14 protein-coding genes are annotated in these 18,098 nt (G+C 72.3%); 4 read left to right on the forward strand and 10 right to left on the reverse strand.

Annotation, left to right across the window (positions count from 1 at the left end; translation table 11 throughout):
* Positions 1 to 20: 20 nt before the first annotated feature.
* Positions 21 to 1,415 (reverse strand): sensor histidine kinase, encoded by a 1,395-nt coding sequence (locus IL992_RS48520; RefSeq protein ID WP_319018814.1) that lies wholly within the window; start codon positions 1,413 to 1,415, stop codon positions 21 to 23.
* A 180-nt stretch (positions 1,416 to 1,595) separates the two neighbouring features.
* On the opposite strand from IL992_RS48520, the gene IL992_RS25340 reads away from it, so the two are divergent.
* Both IL992_RS25340 and IL992_RS25345 read left to right on the forward strand, forming a co-directional pair.
* The gene (locus IL992_RS25340; protein WP_193205873.1) at positions 1,596 to 2,618 is read left to right on the forward strand and encodes an isopenicillin N synthase family dioxygenase; all 1,023 of its coding nucleotides are present in this window, start codon (positions 1,596 to 1,598) and stop codon (positions 2,616 to 2,618) included.
* Positions 2,619 to 2,652: 34 nt separating this feature from the next.
* Positions 2,653 to 3,783 (forward strand): low temperature requirement protein A, encoded by a 1,131-nt coding sequence (locus IL992_RS25345; RefSeq protein WP_193205874.1) that lies wholly within the window; start codon positions 2,653 to 2,655, stop codon positions 3,781 to 3,783.
* Between the two features lie 12 nt (positions 3,784 to 3,795).
* Here the strand turns inward: IL992_RS25345 and IL992_RS25350 are convergent, their stop codons facing one another.
* The 5 genes from IL992_RS25350 to IL992_RS25370 all read right to left on the reverse strand — a co-directional run bounded on the left by IL992_RS25350 (position 3,796) and on the right by IL992_RS25370 (position 11,480).
* Entirely contained in the window at positions 3,796 to 5,079 is a 1,284-nt protein-coding gene (locus tag IL992_RS25350) for a GH1 family beta-glucosidase (RefSeq protein ID WP_193205875.1), read from the reverse strand.
* Positions 5,076 to 6,083 carry a LacI family DNA-binding transcriptional regulator gene (locus IL992_RS25355; protein ID WP_193206032.1) on the reverse strand — a complete coding sequence of 336 codons (1,008 nt, stop codon included), beginning with the start codon at positions 6,081 to 6,083 and terminating at the stop codon, positions 5,076 to 5,078. Before IL992_RS25355 ends, IL992_RS25350 begins: the two co-directional genes overlap by 4 nt.
* Entirely contained in the window at positions 6,074 to 8,878 is a 2,805-nt protein-coding gene (locus IL992_RS25360; RefSeq protein ID WP_193205876.1) for a glycoside hydrolase family 3 protein, read from the reverse strand. Before IL992_RS25360 ends, IL992_RS25355 begins: the two co-directional genes overlap by 10 nt.
* Positions 8,879 to 9,186: 308 nt before the next feature.
* A complete protein-coding gene (locus IL992_RS25365; protein WP_193205877.1) occupies positions 9,187 to 10,104 on the reverse strand; it encodes a TolB family protein in 918 nt (305 codons plus the stop codon).
* A gap of 164 nt (positions 10,105 to 10,268) precedes the next feature.
* A complete protein-coding gene (locus tag IL992_RS25370; protein ID WP_193205878.1) occupies positions 10,269 to 11,480 on the reverse strand; it encodes an ROK family transcriptional regulator in 1,212 nt (403 codons plus the stop codon).
* A 353-nt stretch (positions 11,481 to 11,833) separates the two neighbouring features.
* On the opposite strand from IL992_RS25370, the gene IL992_RS25375 reads away from it, so the two are divergent.
* Positions 11,834 to 12,169, forward strand: a complete 336-nt coding sequence (locus IL992_RS25375; RefSeq protein WP_193205879.1) for a hypothetical protein — start codon at positions 11,834 to 11,836, stop codon at positions 12,167 to 12,169.
* A 72-nt stretch (positions 12,170 to 12,241) separates the two neighbouring features.
* Here IL992_RS25375 and IL992_RS25380 read toward each other — a convergent pair whose 3' ends face one another.
* From IL992_RS25380 to IL992_RS25395, 4 genes are all read right to left on the reverse strand, one after another.
* Positions 12,242 to 12,496: a hypothetical protein gene (locus tag IL992_RS25380; RefSeq protein WP_079320597.1), complete on the reverse strand. Its 255-nt coding sequence runs from the start codon at positions 12,494 to 12,496 to the stop codon at positions 12,242 to 12,244.
* Positions 12,497 to 12,561: 65 nt separating this feature from the next.
* Positions 12,562 to 13,944 carry a hypothetical protein gene (locus IL992_RS25385; protein WP_193205880.1) on the reverse strand — a complete coding sequence of 461 codons (1,383 nt, stop codon included), beginning with the start codon at positions 13,942 to 13,944 and terminating at the stop codon, positions 12,562 to 12,564.
* A 705-nt stretch (positions 13,945 to 14,649) separates the two neighbouring features.
* Positions 14,650 to 16,038, reverse strand: a complete 1,389-nt coding sequence (locus IL992_RS25390; RefSeq protein ID WP_193205881.1) for a serine/threonine-protein kinase — start codon at positions 16,036 to 16,038, stop codon at positions 14,650 to 14,652.
* A gap of 2 nt (positions 16,039 to 16,040) precedes the next feature.
* Complete coding sequence (locus IL992_RS25395) at positions 16,041 to 17,555, reverse strand: serine/threonine-protein kinase (protein ID WP_193205882.1); 1,515 nt, start codon at positions 17,553 to 17,555, stop codon at positions 16,041 to 16,043.
* A gap of 184 nt (positions 17,556 to 17,739) precedes the next feature.
* On the opposite strand from IL992_RS25395, the gene IL992_RS25400 reads away from it, so the two are divergent.
* Positions 17,740 to 18,066 carry a DUF1330 domain-containing protein gene (locus IL992_RS25400; protein ID WP_193205883.1) on the forward strand — a complete coding sequence of 109 codons (327 nt, stop codon included), beginning with the start codon at positions 17,740 to 17,742 and terminating at the stop codon, positions 18,064 to 18,066.
* Positions 18,067 to 18,098 lie beyond the last annotated feature (32 nt).

An 18,098-nucleotide genomic window follows, 5' to 3' on the forward strand; every position in this document is an offset into this window, starting at 1 on the left:
GAGCGATGTCCGGGACCGGGTCAGGGCTCCCGGGAGAGCGGCAGGCGCAGGAGGAAGCGCGCGCCGCGCGGGCTGTCGCTGATCGTCAGGGTGCCGCCGTGACTCTCTGCGATCTGCCGGGCGATGGGCAGGCCCAGGCCCGCGCCCCCGGCGTTCCTGCTGCGGGCGGTGTCGAGCCGGGTGAACCGCTGGAAGACGAGCTCGCGCTGGTCACGCGCGATCCCCACGCCGTCGTCGAGCACTTCGAGCACGGCCAGGCCGGAACGGAACCGGGGATCGCCGTCGGGCGGGTCCTCGCGCCGCACCTCCAGCCGTACGGTGGTGGCGGCGTGCCTCTCGGCGTTGTCGAGCAGGTTGGTGACCAGGCGGCCCAGCCGGATGCGGTCGCCCCTGACGACCACGCCGGGGGCCAGGTGCGAGACGACCCTCCTGATCGGGCGGCGGGCGTCCAGTTCCGCGGCCACGAGCCGGCCGAGGTCCAGCCGCTCGCGCTCGCAGGGCGCGCCGACGTCGAGACGGGCGAGCGTCAGCAGGTCGGAGGCGATCGCCTGGAGCCGTTCGAGGCTCTTCAGAACGGCCGGCCCGATCTCCCGAAGGTCGGACTCCTGCGGCGCGAGCAGCGCGCCCTCCACCTGCGCGCGGATCGCGGTGATCGGGCTGCGCAGCTCGTGGGACGCGTCGGAGGTGAAGCGCCGTTGCTGTTCGAGCGTCTCCTCCAGCCGGTCCAGCGTGTAGTTGACGCTCTGCGCGAGGTCGTGGATCTCCCCCTTGGCCTCGGGGACCGGCACCCGCCGCCCGAGGTCCGAGGCGTTGATCTCGTCGAGCTCGGCCCGGATGGCCCGCACCGGCAGGAGCGCCCGCTTCACGCTGCGCCGGGCGCCGTACGCGACGGCGGCCGTGACGAGCATCGATCCCACGGTCAGACCGGTCACCAGGGCCGGCGGCGCGTTCAACGTCTGGACCGGCGCGGCGCTGTAGACGGTCCAGTCTCCGCCGTCGTTGTAGACCTGCTGCGCGACCACAAGGTGACACCCGTCCGCACCGAAGACTCCGCCGCAGACCTCCCGCGCGGCCTTGCGGAGCGGCGCCCGGGGACGGAAGGTCGCCATGGCCGGTTTCCCGGCCATGGCCGGCGTCGCCGCGCGCACCCTGCCCTGCGGGTCCACCACCTGGACGGGCCGGTCTGGCCCGTCGGGGGGCAGCACGCTCCCCACCTGCCCGTGGTCCACGAGGTAGGCGATCCGGCCGCCGGCCGCCGTCACCTCCCACATGAGGTTCTCCCGAGCCGCCACGTGCAGGGACCACACCAGGACGATCGAGAACGCGGCGCACAGCAGGGCGACCACCGTGCCGGTGAACAGCGCGATGCGACTCCTGACCGACCAACGATCGCCGAAACCCACGTGATCGCCCACTTACGACGTGGCCCCACTGACCGTGCGTAAGAAATCTACTCTTCAGGGCGTTATTAAGTGGTAACGGAACAAACTGGACGAGATTGTCCTGTCTGGCCGAAATGCCGACACGCGCAACACGACCGGCAAGCAGGTAAAGGAGCCTTCCGGACGGCCCTCCCGGATGGTGGGATATGGGGTATGAACGCCGCCGGACCACTGCCGGTAATCGACGTCGCCGCTCTCACCGGCTCCGGGACCGGCCCCGGAGCAGGCCACGTGCGCGCCGAGGTCGCGCGCCGGATCGAGGCCGCGTGCCTGGACAGCGGTTTCTTCTACATCAGCGGTCACGGGGTGCCCGAAGCCCTGATCGCGCAGCTCAGGGACGCCGCGGCACGCTTCTTCCGGTTGCCACAGGAGCACAAGTCACGCATCTCCATGGACCGGGGCGGGCGGGCCTGGCGCGGGTATTTCCCGGTGGGCGGCGAGCTCACCTCTGGCCGGCCCGACCTCAAAGAGGGCGTCTATTTCGGCGCCGAGCTGGGCCACGACGATCCCCGGCCGCTGCACGGGCGCAACCTCTTCCCGGAGGAGGTGCCCGAGCTGCGCGAGGCCGTGCTGGCGTACATGGACGCCCTGACCCACGTGGGGCAGGCGGTCATGCGGGGCGTGGCGCTGAGCCTGGGACTCGACGAGGACTACTTCGCCGCCGGTTACACGGCCACACCCACGATCCTGTTCCGAATCTTCCACTATCCGCCCCCGCCGTACGCCGATCCGGACGAGTGGGGGGTCGGCGAGCACACCGACTACGGCCTGCTGACGCTGCTGCTCCAGGACGACAATCCCGGCCTCCAGGTGCACACCGCCCGCGGCTGGATCGAGGCGCCGCCCATCCCGGGCACGCTGGTCTGCAACATCGGCGACATGCTCGACAAGCTGACCGGCGGCCTGTATCGGTCGACCCCGCACCGCGTGCGCAACGCCACGGGCCGCGGCAGGCTGTCCTTCCCCTTCTTCTTCGACCCGGGCTGGGACTGCGAGGTGCCGCCGCTGCCCTCCCTGCCCGCCCGCGAGGGGGGCCGCGCCCGGTGGGACGGCCTGGACCTGCGGGCCTTCACCGGCACGTACGGCGACTACCTGACCGCGAAGGTCGCCAAGGTGTTCCCGCTGCTCGGCGACCGAGTGCTGCCGCCGGCCTCCGGCACACGTGAAAACGTGTAATCAAGAAAGCAGCGCAACCGGCACAATATTCGCCATGCCTCTCCCCCGCTGGTTCGCCGAGCGCGTCGAACCGACCGCTCCGGACGCCGAGCTACGCGTCTCCACGATCGAGCTCTTCTTCGACCTGGTCTTCGTCTTCACGATCACGCAGCTCACGTCGCTGCTGGTGGGCGATTTCACCCGGCAGGACGGGGAGGGGTTCGCCGGCCAGGGCACCGTGCAGGCGGTCCTGATCTTCGGTCTGCTCTGGTGGATGTACTCCGGCTACGCCTGGCTCACCAACACCGTGCCGCCGGAGCGCGCGGCCCGGCGGGTGCTGATCCTGTGCGGCATGGCCGGATTCCTGATCATAGCCCTGGCCATCCCGCGCGCCTTCTCGGGCAGCGGCGTGGCGTTCGCCGTCGGCTACCTCGTCATCGTGCTCGTCCACGGCGGGCTCTACCTGCAGGCGACGGCCGCGATCGCGCGGGTCGTGCCGTTCAACCTGGCCGCGACCGCGCTCGTCTTCGCCGCCGCCTTCGCCGACCCGCCGTGGAACTACGCGCTGTGGGCGGCGGCCCTCGTGCTGATCTGGATGAGCCCGATCTTCATCGGGCAGAAGGGCTTCCCCCTGCACCCGGCGCACATCGTCGAGCGGCACGGCCTGCTGGTCATCATCGTGCTGGGCGAGTCGATCGTGGCGATCGGCATCGGGGCGACCGACGGCCACCCGGGGGCGGCGCTGATCGTCGCGGCCCTGCTGGGCCTCGCCCTCACCGCGTCGCTGTGGTGGGTGTACTTCGGACGCGGCGAGAGCGGGCCCGAGCACGCGCTGATGCGGGCCGAGGTCGTCCAGCGGACGCGGCTCATCCTGGGCGCGTACTTCTACGCCCACATCCCGATCCTGCTCGGGGTCGTCGCGACGGCGGCCGGGATCAAGAAGGCGGTCGGCCACGACCACCTCGGCCTCGGCCCCGCCGTCGCGCTGGCCGGGGGAACCGCGCTGTTCCTGCTCGGCGACCTGTGGTTCCGCCGGGTGCTGGGGCTGGGACGGCCCGCCGTGCGGGTCGCCGCGGCGCTGCTGGCCGCGGCGACCGTGCCGATCGGCCTGTGGTCGTCGGCCGCCCAACTCGGCGCGCTGGTCGTCCTGGTGATCGCGATGATCTGCCTGGAGAACGTCCTGTAGGGGCCGATCGCCTCAGTCCGCCAGGCCGTTCCTGGCGATCACCTCGCGATACCAGCGGGCGCTGTCGCGCGGCGTGCGCTCCAGCGTGTCGTAGTCGACGCGGACGAGCCCGAACCGCTTGTGGTAGCCCCGGGCCCACTCGAAGTTGTCCATCAGCGACCACACGAAGTAGCCGCGCAGGTCGGCCCCCCGGTCCATGGCCGACCGGGCGGCGCGGAAATGGGCGTCGAGGTAGGAGATGCGGCCGGGGTCGGACACCCCGTCGGGAACGGCCGCCCCGTTCTCCGTGATCATCAAAGGCGTGCCGGGGTAGTCGCGCGCCAGCCGTACGAGCAGGTCCTCGAGACCGGCCGGGTTGATCTCCCAGTCCATCTCGGTGACCTCGCCGTGCGGGTCCTCCCAGGCGATGCCCTCGCTGCCGGGATACTCCGAATGCCCCTCGGACGAGGGGTCGGCGACGACCCGGTTGACCGTGTAGTAGTTGACGCCGAGCACGTCGACCGGCTGCGCGATCGTCGGCAGGTCGTCCAGGTTGACCTTGGTGAAACGCTCCAGGTGGGCGAGGACGTCGGCGGGGTACTCGCCGCGCAGCACGGGGTCGAGGAAGAGCCGGTTCGCCAGCCCGTCGATCAGGCGGGCCGGCTCGGGATCACCGAGGATCGGCGTCAGGTTCAGCGTCAGCGAGACGGACTCCGCACCCCCCGCCCGCAGCGCCTGCACGGCCAGGCCGTGCCCGAGCATCAGGTGGTGGGCGGCCGTGAACGCGGCGGCCGGGTCGGTGACCCCGGGCGCGTGCCGGCCCGAGCCGTACCCGACGAACGCCGACACCCAGGGCTCGTTGAGCGTCGTCCAGACGCCGACGCGGTCGCCGAGGCGCCGGTGCACGGCGGCGGCGTAGTCGGCGAACCGGAAGGCCGTCTCGCGGTTGGTCCAGCCGCCCGCGTCCTGCAGCGTCTGCGGCAGGTCCCAGTGATAAAGGGTCGCGACGGGCGTGATGCCCTTGGCGAGCAGGGCGTCGACGAGGCGGTCGTAGAAGCCCAGGTCGGCCAGGCGCGGCCAGGCGACCGAGAACCGGTAGGCCTTCAGCCCCAGCCACGCCATGATCTCGACGTCTTCGAGATAGCGGTGGTAGTGGTCGCAGGCCACGTCGCCGGTGTGGCCGTCGGCCACCATCCCGGGCGTGTGGGAGAAGGTGTCCCAGATCGAGGGGACGCGGCCGTCGGCGTGGACCGCTCCCTCGATCTGGTACGACGCGGTCGCGGCGCCCCACAGGAAGCCGTCGGGAAATGAGGTCATCGTGAACTTTCGCGGATCGTCAGCCGAGGTTCGAGGAGCGTCGACTCCGGTACGGCCTGGCCCTCCAGCTTGGCCATGAGCAGCCGGACCGCCTGCCTGCCGACGTCCTCGGCGGGAATGAGCACGGAGGTCAGCGCGGGGCTGGCCCGCTCGGCGATGTCGTCCGGGCAGATCGCCACCACCGAGACGTCCTCGGGCACCCGCCTGCCGAGGATCCGCAACGCCCCCAGCACATGGCCGGCGGCCGCCTCGTTGTGCACGACGAGCCCGGACAGCCCCGGGCGCTCGTCGAGCAGCAGCTTCACGGCGGCGTGGACCTCGTCGAACGACTCCTCGCAGGGCCGCGCGTCGGCCTCGAGGCCGTGCCGCCGGGCCGCCTCGACGAAACCCGCCATCGTCCGCTCGGCGAAACCCGTGCCGCGCTCGTAGACCACGCGTGGCGCGCCGAGCAGCGCGATCTCGCGATGCCCGAGATCGGCCAGGTGGTCGGCGCACAGCGCCCCGGCGCGGGCGAAGTCGAGGTCGACGCAGGTCAGCCCTTCCGGGTCGGCCGGAAAACCGATCAGCACGCTCGGCTCGGAGAGTTTGCGCAGCAGCGGCACGCGGGGGTCGTGGATCTCCACGTCCATCAGCAGCAGCCCGTCGACCAGCGCGCTGGCCGCCACCCGGTGCAGCCCGTCCGCCCCCTCGTCGGCCGTCATGAGCAGCACGTCGTGGTCGTACTGGCGGGCCGTGGTGACGACCGAGGTCGCGAACTGCATGAGGACCGGCAGGTTCATACCGGCCCGCAGCGGCAGCACCAGCGCGATGACCTTCGCGCGCTTGCTCGCCAGGGCGCGGGCGCCGGCGTTGGGGTGGTAACCCAGAACCCGCACGCTGTCCAGGACCCGCTGCCGGGTGGTCGCCGAGATCGCCCGCTTGCCGCTGAGCACGTACGAGACCGTGGAGACGGCGACCCCCGCGTGCTTGGCGACGTCGGCGATCGTCACGGTCCTCACGGGCAGAACCCCAGCGCGTTCACCGTGACCCCCTCGCTCTCGTACACCACATAAAGATCGCGTACTCCGGCGGCTCCCGCCAGAGGAGTGCTCACCTCGACGAAATCATGCCTGGTCGCCGTGGGCGGGACGCTGACCGCGCCGGCGACCTCGCCGGTCAGGGGATCGTCGAGCCGCAGCGTGACCACGCCGCCCTCGTCGCTCGACACCGCCAGGACGCACGCCGACAGGCCCCCGTCGGCGAAATCGCAGTCACGGAAGGCGATCCACGCCCCCGGTCCGGTGGAGCGGACCGCGTCGCCGGAGTCGAGGGCGGCGTCGCACAGCACCACACCGTCGTACTCGTCGTGATCGGCCGCGTCCAGTGGCCCCGAGGTCAGATCGCGCGGCGGGATGCGCTCGCCCCGCACCCGGAACGGCGCGCACAGGCGGATGTCGCCCGACGAGGCGCCCACCTGCACCTTGTGCGCGGCCTCCTCGACCACGAACCTGCCGCGCGTCACGTCCCAGAAGGCCAGGTCGCCGACCGGCACGTCCACCGACACCGTGCGGCTCTCGCCCGGCGCGAGCCGCACCTTGACGAAGCCGCGCAGCTGGCGCAGCGGCTGCTTGACTCGTGAGCGCCGCTGGTGCGTGTAGAACTGCACGACCTCCTCCCCCTCGCGCTCGCCCATGTTGGTCACGGTCACCCGGACGGTCAGCGTGTCGCCCTCGCCGAGGTCGGCCGACGACAGCTCCAGGTCGGAGTACGCGAAGCGGGTGTAGCTCAGGCCGTGCCCGAACGGGTAGAGCGGCCGGCCGCGGTAGTAGAGGTAGGTGGCGTCGGAGGCGATGATGTCGTAGTCGAGCAGGTCGGGCAGTTCGGCGGCCGAGCGGTACCACGTCTGGGTGAGGCGGCCGCCCGGGTCGTCGTCGCCGAGCAGCACGCCGGCGAGCGCGTGGCCGTACTCCTGGCCGCCGTGGGCCGACCAGACGATCGCGGGCAGGTGCTCCTGCGCCCAGGTCACCGCGAACGGGTAGCCGCTGGAGACCACCAGCACGGTGGCCGGGTTGGCCGCGTGGACGGCCTTCAGCAGGGCCTCCTGCCGCTCGGGCAGCGCCAGCGTCGCGCGGTCCTCGGTCTCGCGGCCGTTCACCAGCGGGTGGTCGCCGAGCACGACGATGGCGACGTCCGCGCGGGCCGCCGCCTCCGCCGCGCGGGCCGCGCCGCTCTCGACCGGCTCCACGGACAGCACGGACGCGGCGTCGGGGTCGTCGGTCGTGCGTACGACGCCGTCGGCCACGGTGACGTAGCGGCCGGAGGAGATGTTGCGCAGCACGACGCCCCTCGGCCGCTCCTCGATCCGGAAGGTCTGGCGCACCTCCCAGCCGTTCGGCCCTGGCTGGTCGTTGGCCAGCACGCCGTCCTCGCCCGCCGACACGTGCCGCCCGTTGGCGCAGGACCGGAAGGCGAACGCGCCGCCGCCCCAGTCGAACACGTCGAAGCAGGACCGCTCGCTCCCCACGTACAGCGGCCCGCCGGCGGGGTCGGCGGACGCGCCGACGTACCCGCCCTCGGTGCGCAGCGCCACCCGGTCGACGCCCTCGCAGTAGACGGTCTCGCACCGCTCGGCGAGCCCGGCCAGGGCCGTGACCTGATAGGGCAGCGTGCCGCTGTACCAGTCCTCGAACAACGCGTCGGCCAGCGGGCCGATGACCGCGACCGTACGCGGGGCGGCCAGCGGGAGCAGGCCGTCGTTCTTGAGCAGGGTGATCGACTGGCGGGCCGCCTCCCGTGCGAGCCGCTGGTGCTCGGGGCTGTTGACGACGTCGTGCGTGATGTCGTCATACGGCGTGGCGGGGTCGAACTCGCCGAGCCGCACCCGGATCGACAGCGCGTGCCGGGCGGCGGCGTCGATGTCGGCCTCGGTCAGCAGGCCGCGGTCGAGCGCCGTCCTGACGTGGCCCAGCGTCGTGGCGCTGTCGGCGTCGTCCTGGGTGAAGCTGTCCAGCCCGGCCTTGATCGCGTGCGCGTACGCCTCGGGCAGATCCTTGTGGTAACCCTGCAGCCCGGCGAGGTTCCCCGGCGCGTACGCGTCGCTGACCACGAGGATGTCGTCGGGCGCCCACGTGCGCAGGTGGCTGCCGATCAGCGGCGACAGGTGGGCCGGCCGGCCGTTGACGAGGTTGTACGACGGCATCACGGCCACCGCGGCCCCCGACTCGAGGGCCGGGCGGAACGCCTTGAGCTCGTATTCGTGCAGCACCCGCGGCGGCAGGCCGCTGGAGGTCACGCACCGGTCGGTCTCGTTGTTGTAGCCGAGGAAGTGCTTCAGCGTGGGCGCCGTCTTCAGCACGGCGTGGCCGCCGCGCAGGCCGTGGGCGTAGGCCCTGCCCATCACCCCGGTCAGCCAGGGGTCCTCGGAGTAGCCCTCCTCGTTGCGGCCCCAGCGCGGGTCGCGCAGCGGGTTGACCACCGGCGCCCAGACGTTGCGGCCCACGCTCTGCGGGTCCTTGTGGTGGAAGGCCATGACCTCGTCGCCGGTCGCCTCCCCCACCCGGCGGACCAGCTCCGGGTTCCAGGTGCTGGCCAGCCCGACGGCCTGCGGGAACACGGTGGCCGGGCCGTGCCAGGCCAGGCCGTGCAGGGCCTCGGTGCCGGTGCGGAAGGCCCGCAGGCCGAGCCGTTCCACCGGCGCCTGGTATTGGTGCAGCAGGCCGATCTTCTCGTCGAGTGTGAGCCTGCCGAGCAGGTCGTCCACCCGTTCGGCGGGAGACAGCGCGGGGTTCCGGAATACCGGGCCTTGAGCCGGTTCGTTCATCTGGAGACTCACCCTTCGCGTCGAAGCGCTTCGATGACCTGCCGAAAAACGCGCCCATAAGGGCGTCGCGAGGATCCGCATGTTCGGTTGGAGAAGCGCCGCTGTCGAAGCGCTTCGAAAGGGTTACCGCAAGTTTCCGGTGTGTAAATCCGGCTTATCCGGAAGAGTGCCCTCATCCTCGGCTCAGGTCAAGACCCTTCCTCGCACCGGTTTCGCCCTGATGTCACATCGGCCGTACGCGAAGGCGGGCGCGGGGCCGGGAGTCCCGGCCGGTCCGCGCCCGCCCTTCCTGCCGATGAACGCTCAGGTCAGCCGACGATCTGCAGCAGCGCCTGCTTCCTGGCCGCGGCCGGCTCGGTGAGGCGCTGCACCTGCCGGCCGTGCCCGTCGAGCACCACCAGTGTGTTGGCGGTGCGCCCGGCGACCCGGACGACCAGGCGGCCGTCCCGCAGATAGAAGGCGCCGATGAGCGAGCCCTTCACGGGGATGGCGACCTTCGCGCCGGTGGCGACGTCGACCACGGCCGGGCGGAAGCCCCCGGGCCAGGAGCCGTCACCCCCCGGCGCGTTCCTCGACAGCGGCGCCACGACGACCTTCGAGCCGTCGGGCGACAGGCTCTGCACGTGGTTGGCGAGGCCGACGCCCTTGACCTTGACCGCCTTGCCGGTCTTCACGTCGAGGCGGTACACGCCCTCGGTCGTCCCGGCGTACCCCGCCAGGTAGCGGCCGTCGGCCGACCACGCCAGGTGGCAGACCCCGAGGGTCACGCCCGCCTTCCCGCGGCCCTTGCCGTCCGCGCCGACGACCGAGACCGACCCGGCGTCGGAGTTGCCCTTCGCCACGTACGCGACCTTGGTGGAGTCGGGCGACCAGACGGGGGTCAGGCACGGCGCTCCGGCCCCGGCGCCCTTGGCCGCGGTCGTGACCGTGCGGCCGTCCCCGACCTGCACATACCCGGCGTCGGTGATCCAGGCGAGCTTCCTGCCGTCCGGGGACGCGGAGAACTGGCCAGTCATCGGCATGGCGCCCAGCTTCGTGAAGCCCTTGCCGGGCTCGTAACGGCTGACCGGCCAACCCTTGCCGTACGACAGGTAGACGGCGACCCCGGTGAGGGGCTTCGGCGCGGCGGAGGCCCCGGCCGGAACGGCCGCGGCCGCGGGGGCGGCCAGCCCGGCCGTCAGCGCGGCGGACAGCGCGGCGGCGGACAGCAGGCGAGTGTTCATCATGTTCCAATCCGTCGACAGTGCGTTGTTCGACGCCTCGCGCCCCGGCCGGGTTCGCAGCCACTCGATATCGGCACGCCTGCCGCCGCGAGCGGTGCGCCGGGCGCATGGGTCGGCCCGGCGGTTCCTGACCGCGGATGGGGAAGACGGCAGTGGAAGACGGTCAGTCAGCGCTGCGCGGGCAGGCGGCCGGAGTCGACGGAGTCGAGCACCCGCGCGGCGGCCCCGAGCGCGGCGGCGCCGTACCCGAGCGTGGACACCTCCAGCCGGCAGCCTCCCCCGCCCGGGGCGAGCACCCTGCCGTACAGCTCCTCCTCCGCGCAGGCGACGAGCCAGGGCGCCAGCGGCACGTAGTAGCCCCCGAGGATCACGACCTCCGGGTTGAGCATGTTGGCCACGGCGGCCATTCCCCTGCCGAGGTGGCGTCCCACGTCCTCCAGCAGCGCGAGGATGTCCTGCTCGCCGTTGCGGGCGCGCCGCACGACCTCGTCGATCTCGAGTTCGAGCTCGGACGGCGAGGCGTCGGGCGCCGTGTGGGCGAGGATCGCGCCGATCCCCGCGACGGCCTCCAGGCAGCCGCGCCGGCCGCACCGGCAGGTGGGCCCTGCGGGGTCGAGCTCGATGTGGCCGATCTCGCCGCTGTAGCCCTGCCCGCCCCGCCTGAGCCGGCCGTCCATGACGATGCCCGCGCCCACGCCGACCTCGCCGGTCACGTAGACGAGGTTGGCGGCGTTGCGGTGGGGCCCGAACCGGTGCTCCGCCAGGGCGGCGAGGTTGGCGTCGTTGTCCACGAGCACGGGGAAGCCGGGGTCGCGCAGCGCCTTGGTGAGGTCGCCCGCGAGGTCGGCGTCGCGCCAGCCCAGGTTGGGGGCGACCCGCACGATCCCGTTGACGTCCACCAGTCCGGGCACGGCCACGGTCAGGCCGAGCACCTGGCGGGCCTCCTTGGTCATCCGGCTGACGACCCGCCGGGCGAGCGCCGCCATGGCGACGACCGCCTGGCCCGCGCTCGAGGTCCCGCCGGGGAAGGAACGCCGCCAGTTCAGCAGCTCCTCGCCCTTGAGGTCCACGGCGACCGCCGTGATGTAGTCGACGTTGACCTCGATGCCGATCGCGGCGTACGGCGAGCCGTCCAGGACGAGCATGGTGGCGGGCCGGCCGACGCGATGCTCGGTCAGGCCGGTCTCGCGCAGCAGGCGGCGGTCGATGAGGTCGGCGACCAGGCTGGACACGGTGGCCTTGTTGAGGCCCGTCGAGGCGGCGATGTCGGCACGTGAGCAGGGCGCGTTCTCCCGGACGAACCGCAGCACGACGGCGAGATTGGTCGCCCGTACGTCGGTGAAGTCGGCCGGCTGTGGCCCGTTGTGCGATGTGATCAATGTCCGCCCCGTTCCCGCTCGGGCTCATCATGCCGCAATTGCGAGCAATTTGACACGACAACGGCGGCCGGAATCGTGGCACGCACGGACGCGCGGGCGGCGCCGCGCCCGGCTTGGCACCGGCCACCGGTCCCAGCGCCTCCCGGGTAACCTGGTGGCACTCGCTCCTCCGACATTTGTTTGGCTAAAGAACTAACTAAAGACTACCGTGGAGCGACATGTGAATCCAGGGGCAAGCACCCGGGCGAGATGAGCGGGCTCCGGAAGCAACCACCCGAGCAGCGCTCGGGAGCAAACAGAGTGCAAACGGGAATCAACCGCCACAGGCGAGTCTGGGCACCGTGAAGAGGGACATGTCGCATTACCTCGGCGAGTTGCTCGTATGGGAGATCGAGGATTATCTCCGCGCCCGCTCGGCCCGGCCGGAGCGGGCCCGGGTGGCCCGCATCCGGGTGCCCGACCGATCGGCGGCCGAGGCGGTCGCCGCCGACCTGGAGGCGGGCGGCAGTTTCTACGCCGCGGCGAGGCGTGCCATCGCGCGGGGCATGACCCTGCCGGACGACCTGTTCGGCGTGGTGACCAGGGACGAGCACCCCGAGGTGTTCGAGGCGGTGCCGGGCACGACGCTGCCGCCGAAGCGTGAGGGCGAGGGGTTCCTCATCATCCGCCTGGTCGCGTTCGAGTCCTGAGGTGCGGCGTGAGGGCCTCCCGCGGGTGTGGATCCCGCCCGGAGGCCCTCACGACCGTCAAGGTGGCCCGCTCTAGCGGGCGACGGCGCCCGTGACCTCCCTGTCGACAATCCTCGTCGCACCGGCTTCCCGGGCGCAGTGCGCGCAGCAGAACCAGCGGCCGTCGAACTCGGAGCCGTGGCCCACGATGCGGCACCCGCAGTGCTCACACACGGGCGCCATCCGGCTGATGGCGCATTCGAAGCTATCGAAGACGTGCACCACTCCCTGAGTGTGCACCTCGAAGGCCATGTCGTAATCGTTGCCGCAGACTTCACAGGTAGCCATGGTTTCCCCCCGTCGACTCGCGGTCGAGGGGGGAAATACCCGCGTAAACCTGCACGAACACCGGCTCACAGGGCTCCGAGCAGGGCCTTGGCAGCGGACTTGGCCCCGGTGGCCGCCTCCTTCGGGTCCATGAGCACGGAGTCGGGCGCGTTGATCGGCGTGTTCTCCGGACGGTCGCTGCCGGACAGCAGCACCCATATGACGTTCTTGCCGTCCAGCGCGTAGATCTCGTACCGGTTGGACTGGGCCGTGTCGGTGCGCTGCCGGATCGCCTGGCCGAACGCGTCCTGCCCGAAGCCGGGCAGCTTCTCGACCTTGCTCCACCGGATGCCGCCGATCTCGCTGCTCGCCGTGAACCTGGTCTTCGAGCGCTGGTCGATGAGGTAGTAGCGGGCGGATTCCGCGTCCCAGAACGTATGGATGGCGATACGCAGGTTGCGCCACCGGATCTTGCCTCCGCCGAGCGGCAGCTTGTCGTTCCACCACTGGCACTGGGTGACGTTCGAGTTGCCCTCCTTGCTCCGCACCGCCGCGCCCTCGGTGTCCGGCACCAGGGTGGCGGCCAGCGTTTTGAGGCTCACGCAGGCCCGGGGCAGGGGAATCCGGGTGGGTGAGGGCGACGGCGACGGGCTCGGCTTGGGTCGCGCGTGGTACGGCAGCCGCTGCCCGGCACGCCAGGCCGTCACCGACTTCGCGACCTGCCCGAGCAGGCCCTTCACCTCCCGCAGGGCGTTCTCCTCGGTGATCGACTGCGTGCTCTCCGTCGACAGGAGATCGGACTCCTTCTTCTTCTGGCTCGCCTCGAACTTCACCTGGAAGAACACGTCGCCCACCCGGCCGGCACCCTGGCCGAAGGAGTACCAGTACTGCTTTCCCTCCCGCGTCCATTGGTACTGCGCGGCCGCCGCGTCTCCGATGCCCTGGTACTCCTGGGCCGCCGAGTAGTAGTGCTCCTTGTCCGAGTGGGTCGCGCCGTACTTGTACTGGCTGAGCTCACCCTTGTATTGGATCTTCGCCGCCTCCACAGCCGTGGTCGTCCCGAGCGCCTCGTACTTGGACACGTTCACCGTGATCTCGCGGCTCCGGGTGACGTCCTTGTACGAGATGTTCCGGTTGACCCAGCGGCACTGCCACCGGACATAGCTGACGAGGGTGCCGCCGCGGTTGTCGCTGGTCGAGGAGTCGATCTCGGCCCGCGGCACGAGACGCTCGGCCTCGTCCGGGTCGAGCATCGAGCACACGTCGGCGGTCGCCGCCACCGGTGCGGCCGACGCCGACGTCTTGGCCGTCGTCGCCGCCGTCGTCGTCGGACCCGCCTTACCGGGCGTCCCCGTCTGCCGCACGGTCATGAACACGAACGTCCCCCCGGCCACCACCAGCACGGCGACGACCGCCACCACCGGCAGCACCCACCCCCGCCGTGCCGGAGTGGAAGGCTGTGTCGGCATCTGCCACAGTTCGGGCGGAGGCGGCGTGGCCGCCTGCCAGCCCTGCCCGGGCGGCCAAGACGGCGGAGCCCCCTGCCCGCCCTGCGACGGATAGGGATAGGGATTCGACTGCGGCGGCTGAGGCGACGACCCGGCAGAAGGTCCCGCCTGCGGCCGGCTCTGCCCTCCCTGCGCCCCGGGATACCCCGCAGGCTGCGGGACCCCACCGGGCACGGCGCCCGGATACGCGCCAGGCTGCGGCTGCGCCTGCGGCCCGGGCTGGGGACCGGCGGGATACGCGCCAGGCTGCCACTGTGGCCCGGGCGGGGATCCGGGGTACGCGCCCGGCTGGGGACCGGGGTACGCACTCGGCTGAGGCTGCTGACCGGGGTACGCACTCGGCTGAGGCTGCTGACCGGGGTACGCACTCGGCTGAGGCTGCTGACCGGGATACGGACCCGGCTGGGGCGGCTGACCAGCCGGGACCCCGGGCGGAGGTCCGGGCTGGGCACCCTGTTGTGGACCAGCCTGGGGACCGGGCTGGGGACCGGGCGGCGGGCCGTACGGAGGCGGGTAGGGCGGAACCCCCGGGCGGGGGTGGCCCTGCGGCGGGTACGGCGGCATGCCCTGCCGGGGGCGGTCCTCCCGGGGAGGCGTCTCGCCGGGCTCGACGGGGGCGTCGTCACCGCTGGTCATGGGGGTCTCCTACAGATGCAGAGCGGGAGGTCACCCGAGCCCGATGCCGACGAGTTCGGCGGCGCGCTCGGCCGTGCGCCGGTCGGCCGGGGTGACCGAGGGGTCACCGGCGCGGCGGTAGGCGACCTCGACGATGAGATTGCTGAGGCGGAACCAGACCGTGGCCCCGGTGGTCCCGGCGGCGGGGTCGGAGGAGTCACAGGTGAAGGCCTCGTCGGCGATCCCGGGCCGGTCGCGTGCGGCGGCGCCTCGCGCGGCCCGCTCCGCCGCGAGGTCGCGGGAGGCAGCCGCCTCCCCCTCTCCCTCGGCCGGCAACCGGTATCCGACCGTGATCGTCCCGTCGTGGCCGGTGGTGTGCTCCTTCCACTCACATCGCCCCTCGGTGGCGGGTTCCCCACGTGGCGTGGCGCCGAGGAGGTCGCGGATCTGCGCGCCGGTCAGGCTGCGGCAGGCGTCGGGGACGGCGGCGAACCGCCCCGAGCCGCCCTGTTTCCCGGACACGAGAAGCCATGCGCCCAGGCCCGCCGCGAGGCCCACCACGACCACCAGGGCCGCCACGGCGACGAAGCGCCACATTCCGGCGGGCCGGCCGGTGGGAGCGGGAGCCGGGGCGGGCGGCGCGGCGGCGGCCCGCAGGGCCTGCCGTATGACGTCGGGCGGCGGACGCCGCGCCGGATCCTTGTCGAGCAGCGCGAGCACGATCCATGCGAGCACCCGCGAGGCCCGGGTCATCGGCCGGGGCTCGTGGAGCAGAACGGCGGCCACGAGCGCGGCGGCCATGCTCCGGTGGAAGGGCGGCTCCCCCTCGACGGCGGTGTAGAGCGTGGCCCCGAGGGACCACAGGTCGGAGGGCGGGCCGTCCGGCTCGTCGCGGAACCGTTCCGGGGCCATGTAGTTGGGCGAGCCCGCCGAGCTCTGCCAGGAGTGCCCTGCGCCGCCGACCGGCGCGGCGATCCCGAAGTCGGTGAGCAGGGCGCGGCCGTCCGGCCCGATGAGGACGTTGGCCGGTTTGACGTCGCGGTGCAGGATGCCCCGGGCGTGGGCCGCCTCCAGCGCGTCGAGCACGGCCAGCCCGATCTCGGCCACGCGTTCCGAGGCGAGCGGCCCGTCCTCCCGGATGATCTTGTCGAGGGAGCGGCCCGGCACCAGGTCCATGACGATCCACGGCTGCCCGGCGTGCCCGACGACGTCGTGGACCGTCACGATGGACGGGTGGGTGAGCCGTCCGGCCGCCCGGGCCTCCTCGACGGCTCTGCCGAGGAAGTCGGCGCGCTGCCGGTCGTCCAGGTCCGGCGGGACGCGCAGCTGCTTGATCGCCACCTCCCGGCGCAGCAGCTCGTCGTGGGCGCGCCAGACCGTGCCGCCGCCGCCCTCGCCGAGCGGTTCGGCGAGGCGGTACCGCCCGGCGAGCAGGTCCACGGCTAGGCCAGCCCCCTCAGGCCCTCGGCCGCCGACGCCGCCGACGCGATCGCCCGGTCCCGCAGGACGGCCGGGGAGCTCACGTCGAGATCGGCGTACCGGAGCCGGACGACGAGGTCGCCGAGCCTGAAGTACACGTCGGCGGCCTGTGCCCTGCCCTCCGGTGTGGTGAGGTCGACGGCGAACGCCTCGTCGGCCACATCCGGCGTCTCCCGTCCGGCCGTCTGGATGGCCTGGGTCCTCTGGTCGAGGCCGATCTCGTACCAGAGCCAGCTCACGTCGCGCGGCCCCGACGCGTACTGCCTGCGCAGCCCTTCCATGAGCGTGGTCGCCGAGGCCGTGTCGAGCGCCCACGGCTCGGGGGTGTCGGAGTCGGTCTCGGCGCTCAGTTCGACGCCGCTGCCCTTCACGGTCCACTGGCAGCTCGTCTTCCCCGGCCGGGCCTGCGCGGAAGCGCCCACGATCCGCCGCACCTCCTCGGCCGGCAGCGCGCGGCACAGGTCCACGGCGCTGTCGAAGGTGGGCGAGACCCGGCGTACGGGGTCGTGGGGCGGTTCGCCCGCCCTGACGGAGAACACGACCGCCGCCACGGCGACCGCGACGCCCACCACGGCGGCGGCCCCGGCCGCGAACCACCACCGGGGACGCCCTTTCGGCGACTCGATCCGCAGCCCGTGCCGGGAATCAAGGTCCGGAGTGCCGCCGTCGGCCACCTGCCGCAGCAGCGTGAGCGCGGTCGCCGCTACGGGGCGGGCGGCCGGATCCCGCGCCATCATCCACGTCAGCACCGGGCCGAGCGGTCCCGCGAGCACCGGCGGACGGGGAGCCTGGGTGAGGGTCGCCCGGATCACCTCGGAATGCGTGCCCTGGTAAGGGGCGACTCCCTCGGCGGCCGTATAGAGGGTGGCGGCGAGCGACCACAGGTCGGCGGCCGGGCCGCCGGGCTCGCCCGCGAGCCGTTCCGGGGCGATGAATCCCGGTGAGCCGACCAGCAGGCCGGCCTCGGTGATCGACGCCTGGTCGGCCGGGCGGGCGATGCCGAAGTCCGTGAGCAGCACCCGGCCGTCGGCGGAGAGGAAGACGTTGCCCGGCTTGACGTCCCGGTGCTGCACGCCCCGGGCGTGCGTGGCCGACAGCGCGTCGAGCAGGCGGGCGCCGAGGTCCGCCACCTGCCGGTACGGCAGCGGCCCGTACGCGGCGATCTGCCGGGCGAGATCGTGGCCGTGGAGCAGCTCCATGACGATCCATGGCCTGCCGTCTTGAAGGAGCACGTCGTGGAGGGCGACGATCCCGGGATGCCGGACGCGCGCGGTGACCTCCGCCTCGCGCATGACCCTGGCGATCAGTTCGGCCCGCTCGCGCTCGCCGAGGCCGTCCGGGAGGCGGAGTTCCTTGATCGCCACCTCGCGGTCGAGCACGGAGTCCCTGGCCAGCCACACCGTGCCCATGCCGCCGGAGCCCAGCGGGCGCAGCAGGTGGTATCGCGAGGCCAGCGTCCCCCTCAGCGATTCGGCCATATCGGGGAGAATAGCGAAAGCGTGATCGATACGCCCGCCGCGCGCGGAACCGGCCTCACCGTGAACGCGCCGCCGTCCGGCGATTACCTCACGCGTCATCGTCTCCGTGACCCGTCCGGGGCATGCTCGAGCCATAGGGAGGACGCGCCCACACCGGCGCACCGCACTCGACACAGGAGAGGCCATGCCCGCCTACGCCATCGCCCAGCTCCGCGACGTCAGACTGGGGGCGGACATCGCGGAGTACCTGCGGCGCATCGACGCCACGCTGGAGCCGTTCGGCGGCCGTTTCATCATCCACGGGGGCGAGCCCGAGGTGCTGGAGGGCGCCTGGACGCACACCCTCATCGTCATCGAGTTCCCCGACCTCGACAGGGCGAGGGCCTGGTACCGGTCGCCCGCCTACCAGGAGATCCTGCCGCTGCGCACCCGCAACTCCTCCGGTGACGCCGTGCTCATCAGCGGGGTGGACGAGGACCACAAGGCGACGGACGTGCTGGCGCCCGGCTGACCGCCCGCGCGTGCGGACGCCCCGCGCACACG

Source organism: Microbispora sitophila, assembly GCF_014892245.1.
Taxonomy (GTDB): Bacteria; Actinomycetota; Actinomycetes; order Streptosporangiales; family Streptosporangiaceae; genus Microbispora; species Microbispora siamensis.

Excerpts from the sequence above, each read along its gene's own strand:
- IL992_RS25380 (WP_079320597.1), bottom strand. The coding sequence starts at position 12,496 with ATGGCTACCTGTGAAGTCTGCGGCAACGATTACGACATGGCCTTCGAG.
- IL992_RS25365 (WP_193205877.1), bottom strand. The coding sequence starts at position 10,104 with ATGATGAACACTCGCCTGCTGTCCGCCGCCGCGCTGTCCGCCGCGCTG.
- IL992_RS25340 (WP_193205873.1), top strand. The coding sequence starts at position 1,596 with ATGAACGCCGCCGGACCACTGCCGGTAATCGACGTCGCCGCTCTCACC.
- IL992_RS25385 (WP_193205880.1), bottom strand. The coding sequence starts at position 13,944 with ATGCCGACACAGCCTTCCACTCCGGCACGGCGGGGGTGGGTGCTGCCG.
- IL992_RS25400 (WP_193205883.1), top strand. The coding sequence starts at position 17,740 with ATGCCCGCCTACGCCATCGCCCAGCTCCGCGACGTCAGACTGGGGGCG.
- IL992_RS25360 (WP_193205876.1), bottom strand. The coding sequence starts at position 8,878 with ATGAACGAACCGGCTCAAGGCCCGGTATTCCGGAACCCCGCGCTGTCT.
- IL992_RS25375 (WP_193205879.1), top strand. The coding sequence starts at position 11,834 with ATGTCGCATTACCTCGGCGAGTTGCTCGTATGGGAGATCGAGGATTAT.
- IL992_RS25345 (WP_193205874.1), top strand. The coding sequence starts at position 2,653 with ATGCCTCTCCCCCGCTGGTTCGCCGAGCGCGTCGAACCGACCGCTCCG.
- IL992_RS25350 (WP_193205875.1), bottom strand. The coding sequence starts at position 5,079 with ATGACCTCATTTCCCGACGGCTTCCTGTGGGGCGCCGCGACCGCGTCG.
- IL992_RS25395 (WP_193205882.1), bottom strand. The coding sequence starts at position 17,555 with ATGGCCGAATCGCTGAGGGGGACGCTGGCCTCGCGATACCACCTGCTG.